At 32.2% G+C, this 17606-nt stretch carries 12 protein-coding genes; 3 read left to right on the forward strand and 9 right to left on the reverse strand.

Translation table 11 applies throughout. The features are described 5' to 3' along the window. Positions 1–6: 6 nt before the first annotated feature. The 8 genes from NHG49_RS18995 to NHG49_RS19030 all read right to left on the reverse strand — a co-directional run bounded on the left by NHG49_RS18995 (position 7) and on the right by NHG49_RS19030 (position 9271). On the reverse strand, positions 7–780 hold the full coding sequence (locus tag NHG49_RS18995; RefSeq protein ID WP_064475045.1) for an alpha/beta fold hydrolase: 774 nt from the start codon (positions 778–780) through the stop codon (positions 7–9). A 23-nt stretch (positions 781–803) separates the two neighbouring features. Next, positions 804–1484, reverse strand: a complete 681-nt coding sequence (bshB2, locus tag NHG49_RS19000) for a bacillithiol biosynthesis deacetylase BshB2 (protein WP_258126870.1) — start codon at positions 1482–1484, stop codon at positions 804–806. Between the two features lie 53 nt (positions 1485–1537). After that, complete coding sequence (locus NHG49_RS19005; RefSeq protein WP_000006469.1) at positions 1538–1729, reverse strand: hypothetical protein; 192 nt, start codon at positions 1727–1729, stop codon at positions 1538–1540. A gap of 214 nt (positions 1730–1943) precedes the next feature. Continuing rightward, positions 1944–2651, reverse strand: coding sequence for a GntR family transcriptional regulator (locus tag NHG49_RS19010; RefSeq protein ID WP_064469403.1), 708 nt, complete (start codon positions 2649–2651; stop codon positions 1944–1946). A gap of 30 nt (positions 2652–2681) precedes the next feature. Beyond that, entirely contained in the window at positions 2682–4091 is a 1410-nt protein-coding gene (locus NHG49_RS19015) for a glycoside hydrolase family 1 protein (protein ID WP_258126431.1), read from the reverse strand. A gap of 231 nt (positions 4092–4322) precedes the next feature. Beyond that, complete coding sequence (locus NHG49_RS19020; RefSeq protein ID WP_064475044.1) at positions 4323–6038, reverse strand: methyl-accepting chemotaxis protein; 1716 nt, start codon at positions 6036–6038, stop codon at positions 4323–4325. A gap of 233 nt (positions 6039–6271) precedes the next feature. Then, a complete protein-coding gene (locus NHG49_RS19025; RefSeq protein WP_064475043.1) occupies positions 6272–7252 on the reverse strand; it encodes a phosphatidylinositol-specific phospholipase C in 981 nt (326 codons plus the stop codon). Positions 7253–7429: 177 nt separating this feature from the next. After that, complete coding sequence (locus tag NHG49_RS19030) at positions 7430–9271, reverse strand: S8 family peptidase (protein WP_064475042.1); 1842 nt, start codon at positions 9269–9271, stop codon at positions 7430–7432. A gap of 290 nt (positions 9272–9561) precedes the next feature. Between NHG49_RS19030 and NHG49_RS19035 the strand changes: the two genes are divergently transcribed. From NHG49_RS19035 to NHG49_RS19045, 3 genes are all read left to right on the forward strand, one after another. Beyond that, positions 9562–10359 (forward strand): cell wall hydrolase, encoded by a 798-nt coding sequence (locus NHG49_RS19035; protein ID WP_064475041.1) that lies wholly within the window; start codon positions 9562–9564, stop codon positions 10357–10359. A gap of 259 nt (positions 10360–10618) precedes the next feature. Beyond that, positions 10619–11956: an NAD(P)/FAD-dependent oxidoreductase gene (locus tag NHG49_RS19040; protein ID WP_258126432.1), complete on the forward strand. Its 1338-nt coding sequence runs from the start codon at positions 10619–10621 to the stop codon at positions 11954–11956. Between the two features lie 465 nt (positions 11957–12421). Then, positions 12422–14341 (forward strand): LTA synthase family protein, encoded by a 1920-nt coding sequence (locus NHG49_RS19045; RefSeq protein WP_064475040.1) that lies wholly within the window; start codon positions 12422–12424, stop codon positions 14339–14341. Positions 14342–14439: 98 nt separating this feature from the next. On the opposite strand, the gene NHG49_RS19050 is transcribed toward NHG49_RS19045, so the two are convergent. Next, entirely contained in the window at positions 14440–17223 is a 2784-nt protein-coding gene (locus NHG49_RS19050; protein ID WP_064475039.1) for a dynamin family protein, read from the reverse strand. Between the last annotated feature and the right edge of the window lie 383 nt (positions 17224–17606).

Genomic DNA, 17606 nt, shown 5'->3' on the forward strand with positions numbered 1-17606 from the left:
ATAGTATTAATTAAGCGCATGATTTAAAAACATTTTTACAGTCCTATTAAAGCTAGTCGGCTGTTCTAAATAAGGTAAGTGACCACTACTTTTCAACTCAATGAAAGTTGTATTTTTCAAATGTCGTTCAAACTCTCTTACATATTTCTCAGGGACAAAATCATCATTTTCCCCTCTTATAATTAAAATAGGACATGAAATATTTGATAGAAACGGTCTTTGATCATAGTCCACTAATTCAGCAAATAACCTTTGAATATGCACCGAATTAATTGACTGTAAAGATTGATAAAATCCCCTGACAATTACTTCATTATCTGCTACTCCCATCGCCTTCAATAATGTATCCGCCCATGTTTTTCCGTCATCGTGCAAGCTAAGTAAATCATATACTTCAATTCGTTCTTTTCGATCTTCAGGCTCCAAATAGGGAAATGCATTTACAACAATTAAGCTAGAAACAAAGCCTGGATATTGAATAGCAAAATCGATACCGACTCTAGCTCCTTTTGAAAGACCACACATAACTACTTTTTGTAGCTTTAAATAACTGCATAACTCATACAAAACATTTGTATATTCTTTAAAAGGGATTTCCAGCCCTTCAGATTTCCCATGCCCCGGTAAATCAAGAGAAATCACCGTCCAATTCTCTTTGAAATATTGCCTTTGATATAGCCAATTGTTTGCGTTCCCACCAAGACCGTGTATTAACAATATAACAGGGCCCGACCCTTCTATATTGTAAGAAATTTTCCAATTATTATATTCAAAATACATATTCATCACCTTCAGCTATAACGTCACTTACTCTTATCTTTGAATGAATATATCCAAAATGGTTCCTTTTCTAACCACTCTACTATTTCCGGTACACCTTCTTCATACTCTCTTTTTAGTTCCGTTACTTTCGTCGCAAATTGTGATGCATGTGCTTGCAATGCCTCTAACTTTTTGGGAACATATTCTTTCACTTCATTTTTAAAATGCGGAGGACCTATTTCCGCTTCATGATTCTTCGAAAAAGCTACCGCATAAAATGTTGGCCTTTTATATTCCGGAATATTAGCTAACACCTCTGCTACCGCTTCTCCTGTTGCATCATGATCTGGATGAACCGCATATCCCGGATAAAAAGAAATGACTAACGAAGGATTCAATTCTTCTACATATTTTTGTATTACACATCTTAACTCTCCGGGAGTTTCAAATTCCAGGATTTTATCACGATATCCCATCATACGTACATCTTTAATCCCTAAAATATTTGTAGCCCTCTTTAGTTCCTTCTCTCTTATAACATATAATGATTCACGTGTTGCAAAAGGAGGATTTCCCATCGTCCTCCCCATTTCCCCTAACGTTAAGCAAACATAAGTAAGAGGAACATTTCGCTGCGCATAAGCTAAAATTGTACCTGCCACGCAATATGACTCATCATCTGGATGCGGAAATACAATTAAAACGTGGCGTTCATTTTTTATCAAAATCATACTCCTCCATCATACACAATATTAACCTTTTTCTTTCAAAACTATTAAATCACTACCGCATACCACGTTACCCCAACAAGTAGTACGAAAAGAAGGAGAATATAAATAGTTGATAAGTTTTTCACATTTCTCTTTGTAGACTTGCCGTAATTCTCCTCCACATTTCGTGCAACTAGCACGGTCCCAAACAGCGATACAATTACAATAATAACCACTAGTGAAATTGCAAAACTCATTGTATTTTCACCTCTCTAAAGACAATCTATTTTAATAAAGAACTTCCTCTTTAAAACATTAATAACATACTACCTTTCTTCTCTTATCATAATGTATGTTTGCAAAAAACGGACCAACCACTTTTGTGTTTTTTTGCTCATCCACTTTGAAAATAAAAAACAACTGATCACTTTGGACTCAGTTGCTTTTCACACGATAAATTATTTTCTTTTTTTATTTGAAATTAATTCGATTTAAAAGTTTAGTCTTTTCATAATGAAACATCGATTGAGATAACTCGAAAATTGTCCCGTTTACAAGACATACTGTATTTTCAATAAGAAGCGCCGGCTCACCTTCATTTAATTCTAACAGCTGCGCGTTTTCTTTATTTACTTTTTCACAACTAATAACTTTATCGGCAAAGCCAATATTTAATCGTAAATCTTCAATGAAATAACTGTATACAGAGCTTAATGCTATTTCTTTATTCAAATATGGAATAATATCCTTTTTGAAATAACTTACTTCAATAGAGAATGGTTTACCATCTACAATTCTTAAACGCTTCAAAAAATATATTCTAGTTCCAGCTTCGCATTGCATCCGCTTTGCTATATCTTCATCCGCATCTATTACTTCAAGCTCTAACACTCTCGTTTTAATATTTTGCGAAACGAGATTTTTCGTTAATCCACGTAAACTTCCTAAATTAATGTAATCTGTTACAGAAGTTTCGCGTAAAAACATACCACTACCTTGCACTTGAAAAATATAACCTCTATTTACAAGCTGGCTACTTACTTTACGTATCGTATTACGGCTTACTTCAAATCGATTCATCAACGCTTCTTCTGTAGGTAGTTTTTTCGTTTCATTAAAAAGCCCATCTCGAATGTTTTGCTCTAACACATCTGCAATTTGTTTATACTTTGCACTCATACACTTTCTCCTAAAATACTCTTTTATCTGTTATAACTCTTCTCCTCTCGTTTCGATCACATGTTTATACCAATGAAACGAAAGTTTTTTCTTACGTTTTAAGTTATCATTATGATCGACAAAAATAAAGCCATATTGCTTTTTATATCCATTTAACCAACTTAATAAATCAATTACTGACCATGCATAATAACCTTTTAAATTGATTCCCTCTTCAATTGCACGCTTTATTATTTTTAAATGCTTTTCAATAAATTTAATTCTCGGAACATCTACAACTTCTCCTTCAATGATTGGATCTTCATCACCAAGTCCATTTTCCGTTACATACATCTTTATGTCACCGTAACGCTCTTTCAACATATGCAATCCATCTAAGAAACCTTCGGGAGATATTTCCCATCCCCATTTTGTATATGTTTTATCATCCATTTTTACTGTTCGATAAAAACCATCAAAAGAAGGATTACCTGGAGCAAGTGTTGAGTTTTCTCGAGAATGCTCATCGCTCTTTATATCCATATCGTATCTTTCTACTCGTATTGGTTGATAATAATTCAAGCCAATAAAATCATTCTTTTCGGCATTTTGTTTAATGATTTCTAATTCTTCAACCGTCCAATTAGGAGTCCACCCTTTTTCCTTTAATTGTTGAACAACATAAGGTGGGTACTCACCTTTTAAAACTGGATCATAATACCAATACGTTTCATATTCATTCGCATGATTTGCTGCTAGTATATTTTCTTTTTCATCATCCACACTATAAGCAGGTAAGAAAACATGTGTAATCCCAATCTCCCCATATTGTTTCAGCTGCTTGTACACCGCAACTGTTTTCGCATGCGCATAAAATACATAATGAGTCGCTTGAAAATACTTTGGAACATCATTTTGTATTCCTGGTGGATGTGCACCTTTTAAATAGCCTAATCCACAAAACATTACGGTTTCATTAAAAGTAATCCAATGTTTCACTCTATCACCAAATGCCTTAAAGCAAATTTCGGCATACTTTACAAAAGCATCTGCTGTTCGTTTATTCGTCCACCCACCATCCTTTTCTAACGGTAATGGTAGATCCCAATGATATAAAGTGACAAACGGTACAATCCCGTACTTTAAACATTCAACAATTAAATTGTTATAAAATTTAATGCCTTTTTCATTTACCTCTCCATCTCCAGTCGGCAATATTCTCGCCCAAGAAATCGAAAAACGATATGATTCCAATCCCATCTCAGCCATTAAACGAACATCTTCCTTATATCGATGATAATGATCAACCGCTACATCACCATTTGTTCCATTGTATGTTTTGCCAGGAATTTTTGAAAACTCATCCCAATTCGTAACACCTTTTCCATCCTCATTCCATGCACCTTCTACTTGATAAGAAGCTGAAGCAGCTCCGAATAAAAAATCATGTGGAAACTTCATAGTATATACCTCCATTTCATTAGAATAAATCAAATTCATTATTACATATAAAATTTGTAGGTACAAATTTAAATAATTATTATATAATAAGTTTCTGTTTTTCACTATAATTAAACATAGCATTCACACCATTTACAAAAAAAGAACCTATGAAGGTCCTTTTTCAAATTGTGCAACGCAGCACTATATTGAGTATCTTAAAGTTTATACTACTGATAAATGTTAACAAACTTATTCTTCAATAATGAATTGTGAAATGAGCATTTCTAAATTTTCGACTTTCTTTTTCATTTCATTAGATTTCGTCGTTATTTCTTGAATCAATGTGGCTTGTGCTTGAATTGATTGTACCGTTCGATTCGTTTCTTGTGCGACTTGTGTTGCAGTTTCAGAAACTATTGATAAAGAGGCATTCACTTCTTCTGTCCCAGCAGACATTTCTTCTGTGGCAGCAGACACTTCTTGAATTTGGGACGTTATTCTATTAATATCTTGCATAATAGATGAAAAAGCGAGTTCTGCCTTATGTGCCGCTTCTTTACCACCACTAGCCTGTTGTTGACCTTTTTTCATTACATGAACTGTATCCTGTGTATCTTGATGTATAAAACGTATTAAATTATTTATATCATTTACAGATGTTTTAGATTTCTCAGCCAGACCTCTTACTTCAGCTGCAACTACTGCAAATCCTTTTCCATTTTCTCCGGCGCGTGCTGCCTCAATTGCAGCGTTTAAGGCCAGTAAATTCGTTTGTTCTGCAATATTAGTAATAACATCTAGCGCTTCTTCAATTTGTTGTGTCCGCGTAACAAGTCTATCAATGACCTTAGAAGTTTCTTCAACAACTTCATTCACACTATTCATTTGACGAATAGATTGTTTTATAACTTCACTACCAGAATTTGCTTGGTCTATTGTTGTAACAGCAACTTCAGCAACCATCGCTGAAGATTCAGCTACTGTTTGAACTCCAGTTGCAATTTCTTCCATCGAAGTTGAACTTTCTTGAATACTAGTCACTTGTCCCTCTATTTCTTTATTTATTTCAGAAGTAGTTCGAACAACCTCGTTTGATATATGTGCTGCCGTTTTTGTCTCTTGTAACATATTTTCAGTTGAAATAATCACTTCTTTCGCTGTAACCTTCACCTGACCGACTAATTGTTGCAAGTTATCTAACATACTATTAAAGGATTGTACAATATGGCCTAATTCGTTCTCGGATTTATAAGAAGTTCGAATTGTTAAATCTCCAGCAGATACTCGTTCCATATCTTTTTGTAATAATACAATTGGTTTTTTTATAACATTTTTTATTATAAAACCAATAAAAATAATTATTATGATTCCAACAAATGAAATAATTACAAATGTTATTATCGTATTTTTCACACTATTGATATTCTCTTTTTGTAGTTGTTCAGCCGCGGTATTATTATATAAAATAAGTTCACGGATAGACTGAATTGTTTTTCCCATATTAGGCTCAATTTCTTTTAAATAATAGCTATACGCTTCTTCATTATTAGTCAGTCCCAAGTCCTGTGCTTTCTTCATTTGTATTCTTAAATCTTTGAATTGACTTTGAAATGCATTATACAAGCCCTTTTCTTTATGAGAACTAATTCTAGTTTCAAATTGTTTTAATAACTCATCATTTTCTTTCCTAGTCTTATCCATTTCTGTTATTAGTTCTTTCATTCTTTTTTCATCTTTCGATATCATAATCTCCATAAAATTCATATTCACATGGTAAAAATTTGATTCTACAGTTCCTATCCATTCAATTGGTAATAGCCTTTCGTCATACATACTAGAAGATGTATTTTCACCTTTTTGAAGCCCTAGAAACCCCAGAGAAGATAACATGATGCACGCCAAACTCGATATAATGACTAACACATTTAATTTCGTTCCAATTTTACTATTTTTAATAAAAGACAATAAATCCACCTCATCTGTATATTATACTTATATGTTTTATATTACAATATTAATCGACATTTATCGACAATTTTTTTCGTGTCGATTTTATAACCGTATTAAATTATTATATTAACTATATAAACCTATTCAAAGAACTTTGATTCTCATAATATTAAATACTAAAAAGTCTTATGGGAATTCCACAAGACTTTTAATAGCGTTACATTGTTTCTATGAAATTATGGTGAAACTTAAAGTGACTTATTAGTTCTTATAACTTCTTGATAGAGAATCGGTGACCACTTATCACTAACATAATCTTGGATCACCCAACCAACTCTTTTGGGATCCTCTTGTTTAATATATGCCGCAATTTCGGGATTTATATAAGAGGCATAATAATATGGACTATTCCATGCTGTACCACCAGAAGACAAGCTTGTAAAATTAATATATAGATGATTTAAATCCTCACTATTGTTAATCGTTTCATTTATCGTCTCTTTAATAGATTTTACTTTCTCATCATAACTCACTTTATATTTATCTTGTACTGTTACATTTATATTTTGATTTACAGTTGTCGTAAACGTCTCATTATCTGGCCAATAAAAATTATTATACCCTCCAGATTCATTACTACCACTATATCTTTTTAGTAGTACAATTTTCCCTCGAGCATCTCCAAGTTTTATATTTCCTTCTGTTTTTAAAAAGATAGGATCAACAAAATAATTTTTTTCAAACGTATTACTAAATGAACCTTCTGCCCCTTTCATATCCTCATACTCTTTTTTTAAAGACATAATAATTGTTTCACTTGGGTTATCTTTTAAAAATTGTTTCGCTTCGTTTATGAATTCATGCAGTGTTACATAAAGAAATAATGGCCCATGATGAAGAACTATCGTATTATCATCTGTTAAACGGCCTCTTATATCAAAAATGCGAGCTCCATGATCCATTTGATAACGAAAATCATACTCTTGCGTCATTCCCCATACTTGCTTTATTGGATTTTGTAATTTGAACGTACCACTATCATGTGTTCCTGGAATTGAAATTCGTGCTAACGGGATGTTATCAGGTATAGGTTGCATCCATTTTGACCAATTTTCAAGTTCAATAACAGAACTAGCTGCAACGACTTGCTTATCATGTAAAGCAAATACAGATGTGATAAATATCATACTACATATGAATAATTTCAAAATAAACTTCTTATTGCTCATTATTATTCCTCCTTTTTCTGTTTTACATCAAACTTATTGAATATAATATAATCTGGTGAGTAAAAAATAAATAATATTTCATCAATATGAAATATTGCATAGAAGTAAAGTTAAAAAATCATTCACATATACTGAATTAGAAAAATTTAAAGGAACTTCATCTGAAGTTCCTTTCGTTTATTTTATATTCAATATATATGAACCATCTTTATTCTCATACTTATAAACATATAAATAATATTTACCTGGCTTTGCATTATAAGTTCCCTTAACTACATTCCCTTCATTTTCACCATATGCTACATAGTTGTTTAAATCTGATTCATGATGAAGTACCCATGTCATTCCAATGTTTTGTTCATTTAGTAGAGAAATATTAATATTCTCTGGTGAGTCAATTTGGAAAGTAAATACATCTACCTTATCACGATTATGTAGTGTTCCTTTCATTGGTGTATGAAAGTTAACTTTATTTGCCTGTCTAGGTTCATTATTTGGTTCATTTTCTGTTACTTGTAACTCATTCCCACCGTTCGGCTCTCTTTGTTCATACCCTAAGTTTACTAGTATAGACTTCAAATCTGGTAAAACACCAATTTTATCTGCATATGGATTTTTAGATTTCGTTCCAGTGTTATGGTTACTTAATATCGTTCTTAATTCACTCGGTCTATACGGTTGTCCTGAATTTTTTTTAGCAATGCTTTGTACTAAAGTCGCTGCCCCAGCAATAATTGGCGAAGCACTAGATGTTCCACTAAAGCTTGTAGTATAAAGATTTACAGCACTTCTACTTTGCTCGGCTTTAGTTGTATCTACATTTTCTCCCCACCCGTACACATCAATCCGACTTCCATAATTTGAAAACCACATACGCTCATGAGGGAATGTTGAAGAGCCCGCTCCTACCATAATTGCACCTGAATCTTTAAAATCTTTACTATTACGATTTAAAACTTGTTTACCATTTCTATCTTTAAATTGATCTAAATCATTCCAGCCATTTGCTCCAGCCTCTATAATTACAACACCTTTATCTGTACCAGCACGAATTGCATCAAAGATATCTGGTTGTACTTCAACAGGTAAATATTTATCACCATATCCATCAAAGGAAGCTTGTGCCTCTAATAATAAAACATCCCCAGCTTCTAAATGATTTACAGCACTTAATATTGCATCAGCTGTATTATACTGTCCGTTATCTCTTATTTGAGAAATCACTTTCGCTTTCGCTTTTGGCGCAATCCCAATATTCCCCACTTCATTATCTTCGGAGGATACAATTCCTAGTACAGACGTCCCATGTCCAACATGCTGATCTATATTTCTTCCAGACATTAATTCAATATTTTGATGTACTAAATCCTCATGATTTAATAACCATCCATATTCCATATCAACAAAAGTTATACCATTTCCATTACCGCCTTGAACTCCCCAGGCGAAAGGCGCATTAATACCGTATGGTGCTGCTTCAAGGTAACCTTGTTTTTTATATCTAGGATTGTTATTAGGATTAAAAGATACACTTAATGGTTGTACTTCCGGTGGCGTTATTTTTTCTTGTTTTTTCATATACACATCTTCTATTAAAGAAGATGCCTTTAACTTATCTACTAGTTCTTCTTTCTGCCCACCATTTTGAGTTTGAAGAATATAGTAGTTTAATAAACTTGTAGATACATTATTGGGTGCTTTCACTTCAAGATCTTGTATTTCTTCTGGACTTACAGATGTGAATAAACGAGTGAATGTTACATCTGGATATTCTACCAAAAGATCTTCTAGTACTTTATCACTTGCTTGAGCTTGTATCTGTTTTTCAATACCATCTTCATATGGTAATTTCAAATCCGCATTGAATTTTACAATGATTTGTTTATCTGTTTCTTGTTCTATCCCTAATTTACTCTGCTGTTCTATAGAATCAGCATTTACAATATTGACAGTGTCCCCTATTCCTAAAAATGTTGAAATGATTACAGCTGAAACAGATATTCTTTTAAAGATATTCATTACATCACTCCTCCAACTTAAAAATCATTATATCAATCTATAATGATTTAACTTCTATAACATATAAAGTTACCTTTCTACTAAATAGATTATAGTAATCAGCAATATGAACTTCAATGTATTTTCATATGCAATATTTCATATTTGGACTCTACACTGCATAAATAAAAAACTTATGATGATTATTTATTTTATACGTGCTAATATACTTATATTAAAATATTATACATAGATATTCTGAACTACATTACTTAACAGTTTCACCTTAATTTTTTCTAGGAGGATTTACAATGAAATTATTAAAAATAAAACATATACTCCCTTTATCTGCAGCGGCAATTACATTCGTATGTAATCAAGGCATAGCTGAAGCATCTACCATTCATACAGTAAAAAAGAATGATACACTTTGGGGCATTAGTAAACAATACGGAGTTTCAATACAATCCATTAAACAGGCTAATAATAAAGGAAACGACCAAGCTTTTATTGGTGAACAGTTACATATTCCAGGGTCTACGAACTCAAATGAAATCACCGTTCGTCAAAACGCCAAACCTGCGAACATATCTGGACAAATTATTTATCAAGTACAACAGGGAGATTCATTAGAAACGATAGCAAAGCGTTACAATGTTACCGTTCAATCTATAAAACAAATTAACAATACAGTCGGAAACAAGCTTTATACAGGGCAACATCTAAAAATTAACTCAAGCATTTCAGAAAAAGAAAAAGACTTAATGGCACGCTTAGTTACCGCTGAAGCAGGTGGCGAATCCTATAAAGGAAAAGTGGCTGTAGCAAAAGTTATACTAAATCGTGTAAATGCAAAAGGTTTTCCAAATACAATAACAGGCGTTATTTATGAACCTATTAAATACGGATATGCCTTTACTCCTGTTACAGATGGAAGAATCAATCATCCTGCAAGCCCAGAAGCAAAAATGGCAGTAGAAGAAGCTATCTCCACAAATGGAATACATTCTGATTGGCTTTATTTCTACAATCCGAAAACATCAACAGACAAATGGATTACGACACGTCAAACAGTAGCAGTAATTGGTAACCATGTGTTTGCTAAATAACATATAAAAAACAGACCTCTTCACTTGGAAGGTCTGTTTTTTATATGTTAGATTTTATTAATCATATGACATAGTGATCATTTAAAACTATTTCTTCTTTCAAATAAAAACATTTGTATTTACCCCACCACTCGGAGAAATTAAAAAAGCATCCAGTTCAAAAACTCCCTCTTTATTAATAAAAGCTATTTCTTAACTTCATAAAATTGTTATACACTAGAAAAATAAAAACAAACTATTCGTTAGCAGGTGAAAAAATATGTATGATGTTACAATTATCGGTGCTGGAGTAAGTAGCATTTTTATGGCTTATTCACTAGCTAAAAGTAACAAAAAGGTTTTAATTCTTGATAAAGGTAAAGCGCTAGAAGATCGCCATTGTCCTTTAGACGAAGGAAAAGTGTGTACTTGTACTACATGTGATAAATATTTCGGGTTTGGTGGTTTAGGAAAATCTGAAGGGAAATTTAATTATACAAACGGATTTGGCGGAGAACTTGAGCAAAAAGTCGGTAAAGAAAGCTTTATTCAACTCATGGCTGAAGTAGATGAAATTCTATGTCAGTTCGGAGGAAGTTCTGTTTCAAAATACTCTACAGAAAATCCAAATCTCAATAAGAGAGCTGAAACGTGTGGTTTACAAATGCTAACAACAGAAGTAAGGCATCTTGGTACTACCCTTTCAAGTGACATTTTTCAGCAGCTCTATGAATTTTTACTTACAAAAATAAATATTCAATTTCATATAGATGTACAACATATTATGAAACAGAAAGATCATTTTACAATAGAGACAAATGAAGGAATAGTTGAATCTAAGCAACTAGTGTTTGCAACTGGGCGTTCCGGAGCGGATTGGTTAAAAGAAATGTGCACTTCTCTTAAAATTTCTCAGGAGCAAACTCGTGTAGATTTAGGGATTAGAGTAGAGATGAAAGAACACCAATTACGTTCTATATTAAAAGATACATTTGAGACAAAACTTTCTTATGAGCATGAACACTTCACCGCAACTACGTACTGTATGAATCCAAAAGGACGCATCATTAGAAAGTACGAAGAAGGTTTAGTTATGCCTGACGGTCAAAATTTTCGAGAGGAAGGAACTGGCACACCTAACTTAAATTTCACTTTATTTATCCCGCGCTATTTTTCAACTCTCAAAGAAGCAAATGTATACGCAAGTTCAATTATAAAAAACATTAACCAAGGACGAGATCGGATTGTTATACAGCGCTTAGAGGACTTACTAAATAAACAACCTACAATAAAGAACGACATGAAACATAACCGTATACAACCTACACTACAAGGAGATTATGGAGATTTGAATACAGAAATTCCCCCATTATATATTGAAGGACTAAAAGAGTTTTTATTACGCTTAGAACGATTTATCAAAGAACCGATCGATAAAGATACTTTGTTATATGGAATTGACGGAAAGTTCTATGCTCCTACGATAAAAATCAATAACCATTTTGAAACAAGTATGCATGGACTATTTTTAGTTGGAGATTGTTCAGGCGTCACTCATTCATTATCTCAAGCTGCTGCAAGTGGGTTGTATGTTGGAAAATATTTATCTCATATTTAATTTCTTTCATTAAGATATCAATCAAATATTTTAACTTCCATAACGCTTTATTTATGTACCTTGTCCTTCCCCCGCTAATGATTATCCCGCCAAAAATCGGGATTTTACGAGATACATATTTAACATAACTATGTATGGTAAAACTATCGACATTCAATTCTAAAAAATTGAATGTCAACAGTTTTAAAAGCCTCTATTCATTTCCACTTTCATTTGTTCGGTATTTTGTAACATCATCATAGTGTTTAATATGTTAGGATGTCTATAAGTATTTTTTACTACAACTATGACTTTTTCTGTTCTGTTTCCCAAAATAGATTTGCGCTTTAAAATTCCTCATTGTACGTATATGAATACTTCATATTGTTACCTTTAGAAACCATTAAATGGTACATTACACTCTAATAGTTATGAAAATATAATATATAACACAAGTTAAATAAATTGTATAAAGAAGGTGTAAAAATGAAAAATAAAATCAATTTACAAATGCAAAATATAAGCTTTGTTTTAATAATTGCTTTAGCAGTATGGTTAAAAACATATCTTATTACAAGATTCAGTTTTGATTTAAAAATTGAGTCTTCAACGCAAGAGCTTATTTTGTTTATTAGCCCTCTCGCTGCATCATTAGCTTTTGTCGGATTAGCATTATTTGCAACTGGTGAAAAGCGAAATTATATAGCGCTATGTATTAATCTCTTATTAACAATCATACTTGTTGGGAATGTAATGTTCTATGATTTTTATAGTGATTTCGTAACGTTACCAGTACTTGGACAAACATCAAACTTTGGCCAATTAGGCGGCAGTATTATAGAAATATTGAACTATAAAATTATACTCGCTTTCGTAGACATTATTTTCTTCTTTATTTTGTTAAAGAAGAAGGCACTAGTCTTCCAAACAGGACGTGTAACTCATCCGGCACGCTTGTTATATTTTCTCTTAACGTTTGGTGTATTTTTTGCGAATCTACACCTTGCAGAAAAAGAACGCCCTGAACTATTAACGAGATCATTCGACCGAGTCATGCTTGTTAAAAATTTGGGACTATACACTCATCAAGTATATGATTTAACACTACAAGTAAAAGCAGGATCACAAAAAGCACTTGCTGATAGTAGTAAATTACAAGAAACTGAAAACTACGTAAAGGCAAACCAAAGTGAGCCAAACCCTAACATGTTTGGTGCAGCAAAAGGAAAAAACGTAATTGTTGTCACTCTTGAATCCCTACAAACCTTTTTAATAGGCGCATCAGTTAACGGTCAAGAAGTTACACCATTCTTGAATGAATTCATAAATGAAAGCTATTACTTCGATAACTTTTTCCACCAAACTGGGCAAGGAAAAACATCCGATTCTGAATTTCTAATCGATACGTCATTGTATCCATTAAATCGAGGAGCTGTATTTTTCACACACGGTAACAATGATTATACTGCGACTCCAGAAATTTTACGTCAGCAAGGTTATTTCACTTCTGTATTCCATGCGAATAACGCAACATTTTGGAATCGTAATATTATGTACTCCGCTCTTGGTTATGATCGTTACTATAACGAACTTGATTACAAAATTACACCCGAAACAAATTTAAATTGGGGATTAAAAGATATCGAATACTTCGATCAATCAGTAGATATATTAAAAACTGTTGATCAACCATTTTACGCTCGTTTCCTTACGTTAACGAACCATTATCCATTTACGTATGATGAAGATACAAAATTCATTGAACCATATAACTCTGGTAATGGCGTATTTGATCGTTATATCGTAACAGCACGTTACTTAGACGAATCAATTAAAAAGTTTATTGAGCGTTTAAAAGCCGAAGGAATGTATGATGATTCTATTATTGTGTTGTATGGTGATCATTATGGTATTTCTGAAAAACATAATCGTGCAATGGCACAGTTTTTAGAAAAAGATCAAATAACAGAATTTGATACTTTAAATTTACAACGCACACCTTTATATATTCATGTACCTGGCCAAACAGAAGGTCAAACGATTTCAAAGCCTACGGGACAAATCGATATGAAACCTACTATTCTAAATTTATTAGGGATTGATACTACGAACGATATCCGTTTTGGTCATGATATGTTTTCAGATGAATATGCCGGTTTTGTCGTTTTACGTGATGGTAGCTTTATTACAGACAAGTATGCATACACAAACAATACTTTCTATGACCGCATAACAGGTGAAATTGTAGATTTACCAAAAAAAGAAGCACAAGCACTCATTAACCGTGCACAAAATGAATTACGAATGTCCGACAAAATTATTGAAGGCGATTTATTACGTTTCTCAGAAAGTAATAAAATTAAAACTGGCAAAGTACAAACTAAAATTAAAGAGACTGAAAAATAATCTAAATACGAAAAGGGAGCAACTTATTACAGTTGCTCCCTTTCACTCTCTTATAACATATGATGCAATGTCATATAAAAACCTCGTATATTTTACTTTTATTCTACGCTTGTTTCTAAAGTTACATCTGTATAGGTATGATCATCACCTATATTTAAAATTACTTCACATTGACGTAATCTCAATTCAAAGAGCATGATAGAATCTTGATAAACTTCAGGTTGTGATTTCATCTTATGTAACATCTCTTGTTTTTCTTGTATTTCTAAATGAGTGTTTTCTACAGCTTGTTTCAAGGAGTTAAATGGATTTCTAAAGAATATGTTAATATCCCGCTCTTGCGTGTTTTCAAATAGCTCAAATTGCAAGAAAAATTTCTTCATAATAGAAGCCGTTACCTCGGTATAATCTTCATTTTCTACATACTGTTTGTATTTGTTATATAGCATACCTTTGTTTTTAGGAAGAACTCCAAATAATTTACCGGCACTTTTCAGTAAAAATTGCGCTGGCGTAAAGCGACGTAAAATATTTACTTCATCCATTTGTATTCTAGTCGTCATTCTGTCAGTATCTCTGCGCCAGTCATCAAGCACTTTAAAATCACATTCTAACTGTATTCGATTTTCTCCAAATAAAGAATTAAGCCCTTCACTAAGTTCTTCTAAGTACGATTGACTTTGAAGGAGCTCATTATTAGAAATCGCAATCCAATTTTGCATAGAAAGAGCAAAATTAGGTAATACAGTTTGCTCTAAATATTTATGTACTCTTTCATTCATCGCTTTATTTAGTTCCGTATCAATGTGCCCGAAATCGCTTTCTTCACTAATTAAATCCGAACAACTCTGTAATATCTTCGGAATATTTTCAGTAAGGTCATTCATAATTTCAGTTTTCATTGTACGATATGATTTTGTAATGAAATGAATTTTTTCCTTCTCAAAAGCAGTAAGATTATTAATACTACCATTTAGTTTCACTAGCATATCTTCGTTCCAATTAATCGCATCCACTAGATTATTTTCTTTCTCAACGCGTTTATCCAAAAGATATGTAATTGTTTTTCGAATGAAAAACAATAGCTTTTCCGTACGTTCTGCATCGATATTTTTATGATTACAGTTAAAATGAATAAACTCAGTTAAATCATTTAATTGTTGACTACTTGTATATAGCGAAGAGTAAGGGAAAATTCTCGCATGCGGGAAATATGTGTTTATTCTCGCTTGCGTATCATGTAATACTCTTTTCACTTCTGCATCACTGTATATGTTATCGATTTTATTTAATAAGAAATGAATTTGTAAATTTGGTGTATGTTCTTGAATGCTTAATAGAATATCACGTTCTTTGTCAGTAAAAGGTGAATCCGCATTTAATACGAATAGTAATTCGTCTACAGAATTTAAATATTCGAATATCTCATCCCTAGTATCGTTATTTCTATTAAAGCCAGGTGTAACTACAAATGTAAGTTTATTTTCACTTAAAAATCTGCATGGTAATTTAAATTCAACACACGCTCTATCTCTATATGTTTGATGGTGCTGAGACATCATATTATAGTAATCAGAGACATCTTCCGTTGTTGTAATTGTAGAGTCTGTTATGGCGTTAATTTCTGTATGCTCATCATTTTTTAAAACTACTACATTTGAAATTGATTTTTCTAATATATTTTCTCCTAATATAGAGTTAATAAATGTAGTTTTTCCGTTTCCTGAAGTTCCCGTTACTAAAATGCGATTTGTGCTTAAATCTGCGAGCTCGCCAACTAACCATCTAAATCGGTGACCCATTTCTATATTATGCTTTTGTGCCCACTCTGTAATAGATTCAAAAAGATGCAAACTATACTCTAAGCCGTTCACATGATTAATAGAATATAACAACAGGTTTTCAGCATGTTTTATATTTGCTGCATCTATTTTAGAAGGGAAAATCTCATCCCATGCCAACACAGCTGCAGATGGAAATACAGCATAAGATGGATTGACTACCTTTAACCAATTTGTTAACAAGTTTGGAATGATGTCGTGTAATTGTTTAAGCTTATATTGACCTTGAATTAATTCAAAGTACGTTCCTTCGTAAAGAGAAGAAATTTTGTCCCATATATCGGACGAATGTATTTCAATATGTAAGAAAAATTCATTTATTGTGTTAAGCCATGATAAGTAATTTTGTTCGTTTTTATAACTATTCCAAAGTGATGAAACCATTTGCGTAAATTGTACTTGATCTACATTATTTAACGTAACTAATACTTCATAAAAATAATCTGGTGAAATATGTTTAGTAAATCTTTTATCGATATATCCTTTTAAAACCTCAAACCACGGATAAGATTCTGTTCGAATTAACTCATTGACAGCAAGCTCTACTGCACTATCAAAATCTTGCTGCTCCTCATAAAAGGAACGTGCAATTTTTGTAACATTTGGATAATCCGGATTTAAAGAAACTGCTTCTTTAATAACAGCGAAAGCAGAGTCAAAATTATTTTGCTCTATGTAAAGAGAAAGTAATTGTAATCTAATCTCCGTCATCAATATTATATTATCAGTAGTAATGGAAGTATAAACATTTTCAGCAACTGGTAATTGATTAAGCTCGAAATAAGCATCGGCAATATTTTTTTGTGCCCATGGTGCTAATTCATTACTAACCTTCTCCCATTTAAAAATAGCTGCTTCAAAATCTTGATGGCGATAATAAAATTCACCTTGTGCAAAACGAATGTAAGATCCATCAGAAATCTCATTTCTTTCTTCGTTTACATAAGCTTCTCCAAGTACGTCAATAGGTGGTTTTGTTTCATTCTCCATTAGGAATGTTTCATAATACATCTTTTTTATTAATTGTTTTTCTACTCTCATCTTTTCCCCCACTATATCTTGAAAATACATTTTTAAGATATGTCAATACTTTTTGTATGTATGCTTTTTATCTTAACAAAGAATATCTTTTGGAAAATTTCATTTTCCTTTCATTTTTTAAGTTAGATTGAATTTTTATGAGAAAAGTTTCAGTTTTTTTTCATTTTCCTTTCAGTTGTGAAACAGCATTAAATGTTCCTAATAACCTAATAACACTATAATCTCCCGCATTATATTATCAGGAAAAATCTATATAAACCATATTATAAAAACAATTTATAACGAATATATATGCAATATTTCCTTCCCTAATAAATAAAAGAAGCATTATCATATATTTCTCACATTGTTTTCCTTTGAAATATTTCAGTAGTTACGTAATT

It is taken from the genome of Bacillus sp. IBL03825 (assembly GCF_024712505.1).
In the GTDB taxonomy this organism is placed as follows: domain Bacteria; phylum Bacillota; class Bacilli; order Bacillales; family Bacillaceae_G; genus Bacillus_A; species Bacillus_A wiedmannii.

Excerpts from the sequence above, each read along its gene's own strand:
- NHG49_RS19045 (WP_064475040.1), top strand. The coding sequence starts at position 12,422 with ATGAAAAATAAAATCAATTTACAAATGCAAAATATAAGCTTTGTTTTA.
- NHG49_RS19005 (WP_000006469.1), bottom strand. The coding sequence starts at position 1,729 with ATGAGTTTTGCAATTTCACTAGTGGTTATTATTGTAATTGTATCGCTG.
- NHG49_RS19050 (WP_064475039.1), bottom strand. The coding sequence starts at position 17,223 with ATGAGAGTAGAAAAACAATTAATAAAAAAGATGTATTATGAAACATTC.
- NHG49_RS19025 (WP_064475043.1), bottom strand. The coding sequence starts at position 7,252 with ATGAGCAATAAGAAGTTTATTTTGAAATTATTCATATGTAGTATGATA.
- NHG49_RS19010 (WP_064469403.1), bottom strand. The coding sequence starts at position 2,651 with ATGAGTGCAAAGTATAAACAAATTGCAGATGTGTTAGAGCAAAACATT.
- NHG49_RS19015 (WP_258126431.1), bottom strand. The coding sequence starts at position 4,091 with ATGAAGTTTCCACATGATTTTTTATTCGGAGCTGCTTCAGCTTCTTAT.
- NHG49_RS18995 (WP_064475045.1), bottom strand. The coding sequence starts at position 780 with ATGTATTTTGAATATAATAATTGGAAAATTTCTTACAATATAGAAGGG.
- NHG49_RS19030 (WP_064475042.1), bottom strand. The coding sequence starts at position 9,271 with ATGAATATCTTTAAAAGAATATCTGTTTCAGCTGTAATCATTTCAACA.
- NHG49_RS19040 (WP_258126432.1), top strand. The coding sequence starts at position 10,619 with ATGTATGATGTTACAATTATCGGTGCTGGAGTAAGTAGCATTTTTATG.
- NHG49_RS19035 (WP_064475041.1), top strand. The coding sequence starts at position 9,562 with ATGAAATTATTAAAAATAAAACATATACTCCCTTTATCTGCAGCGGCA.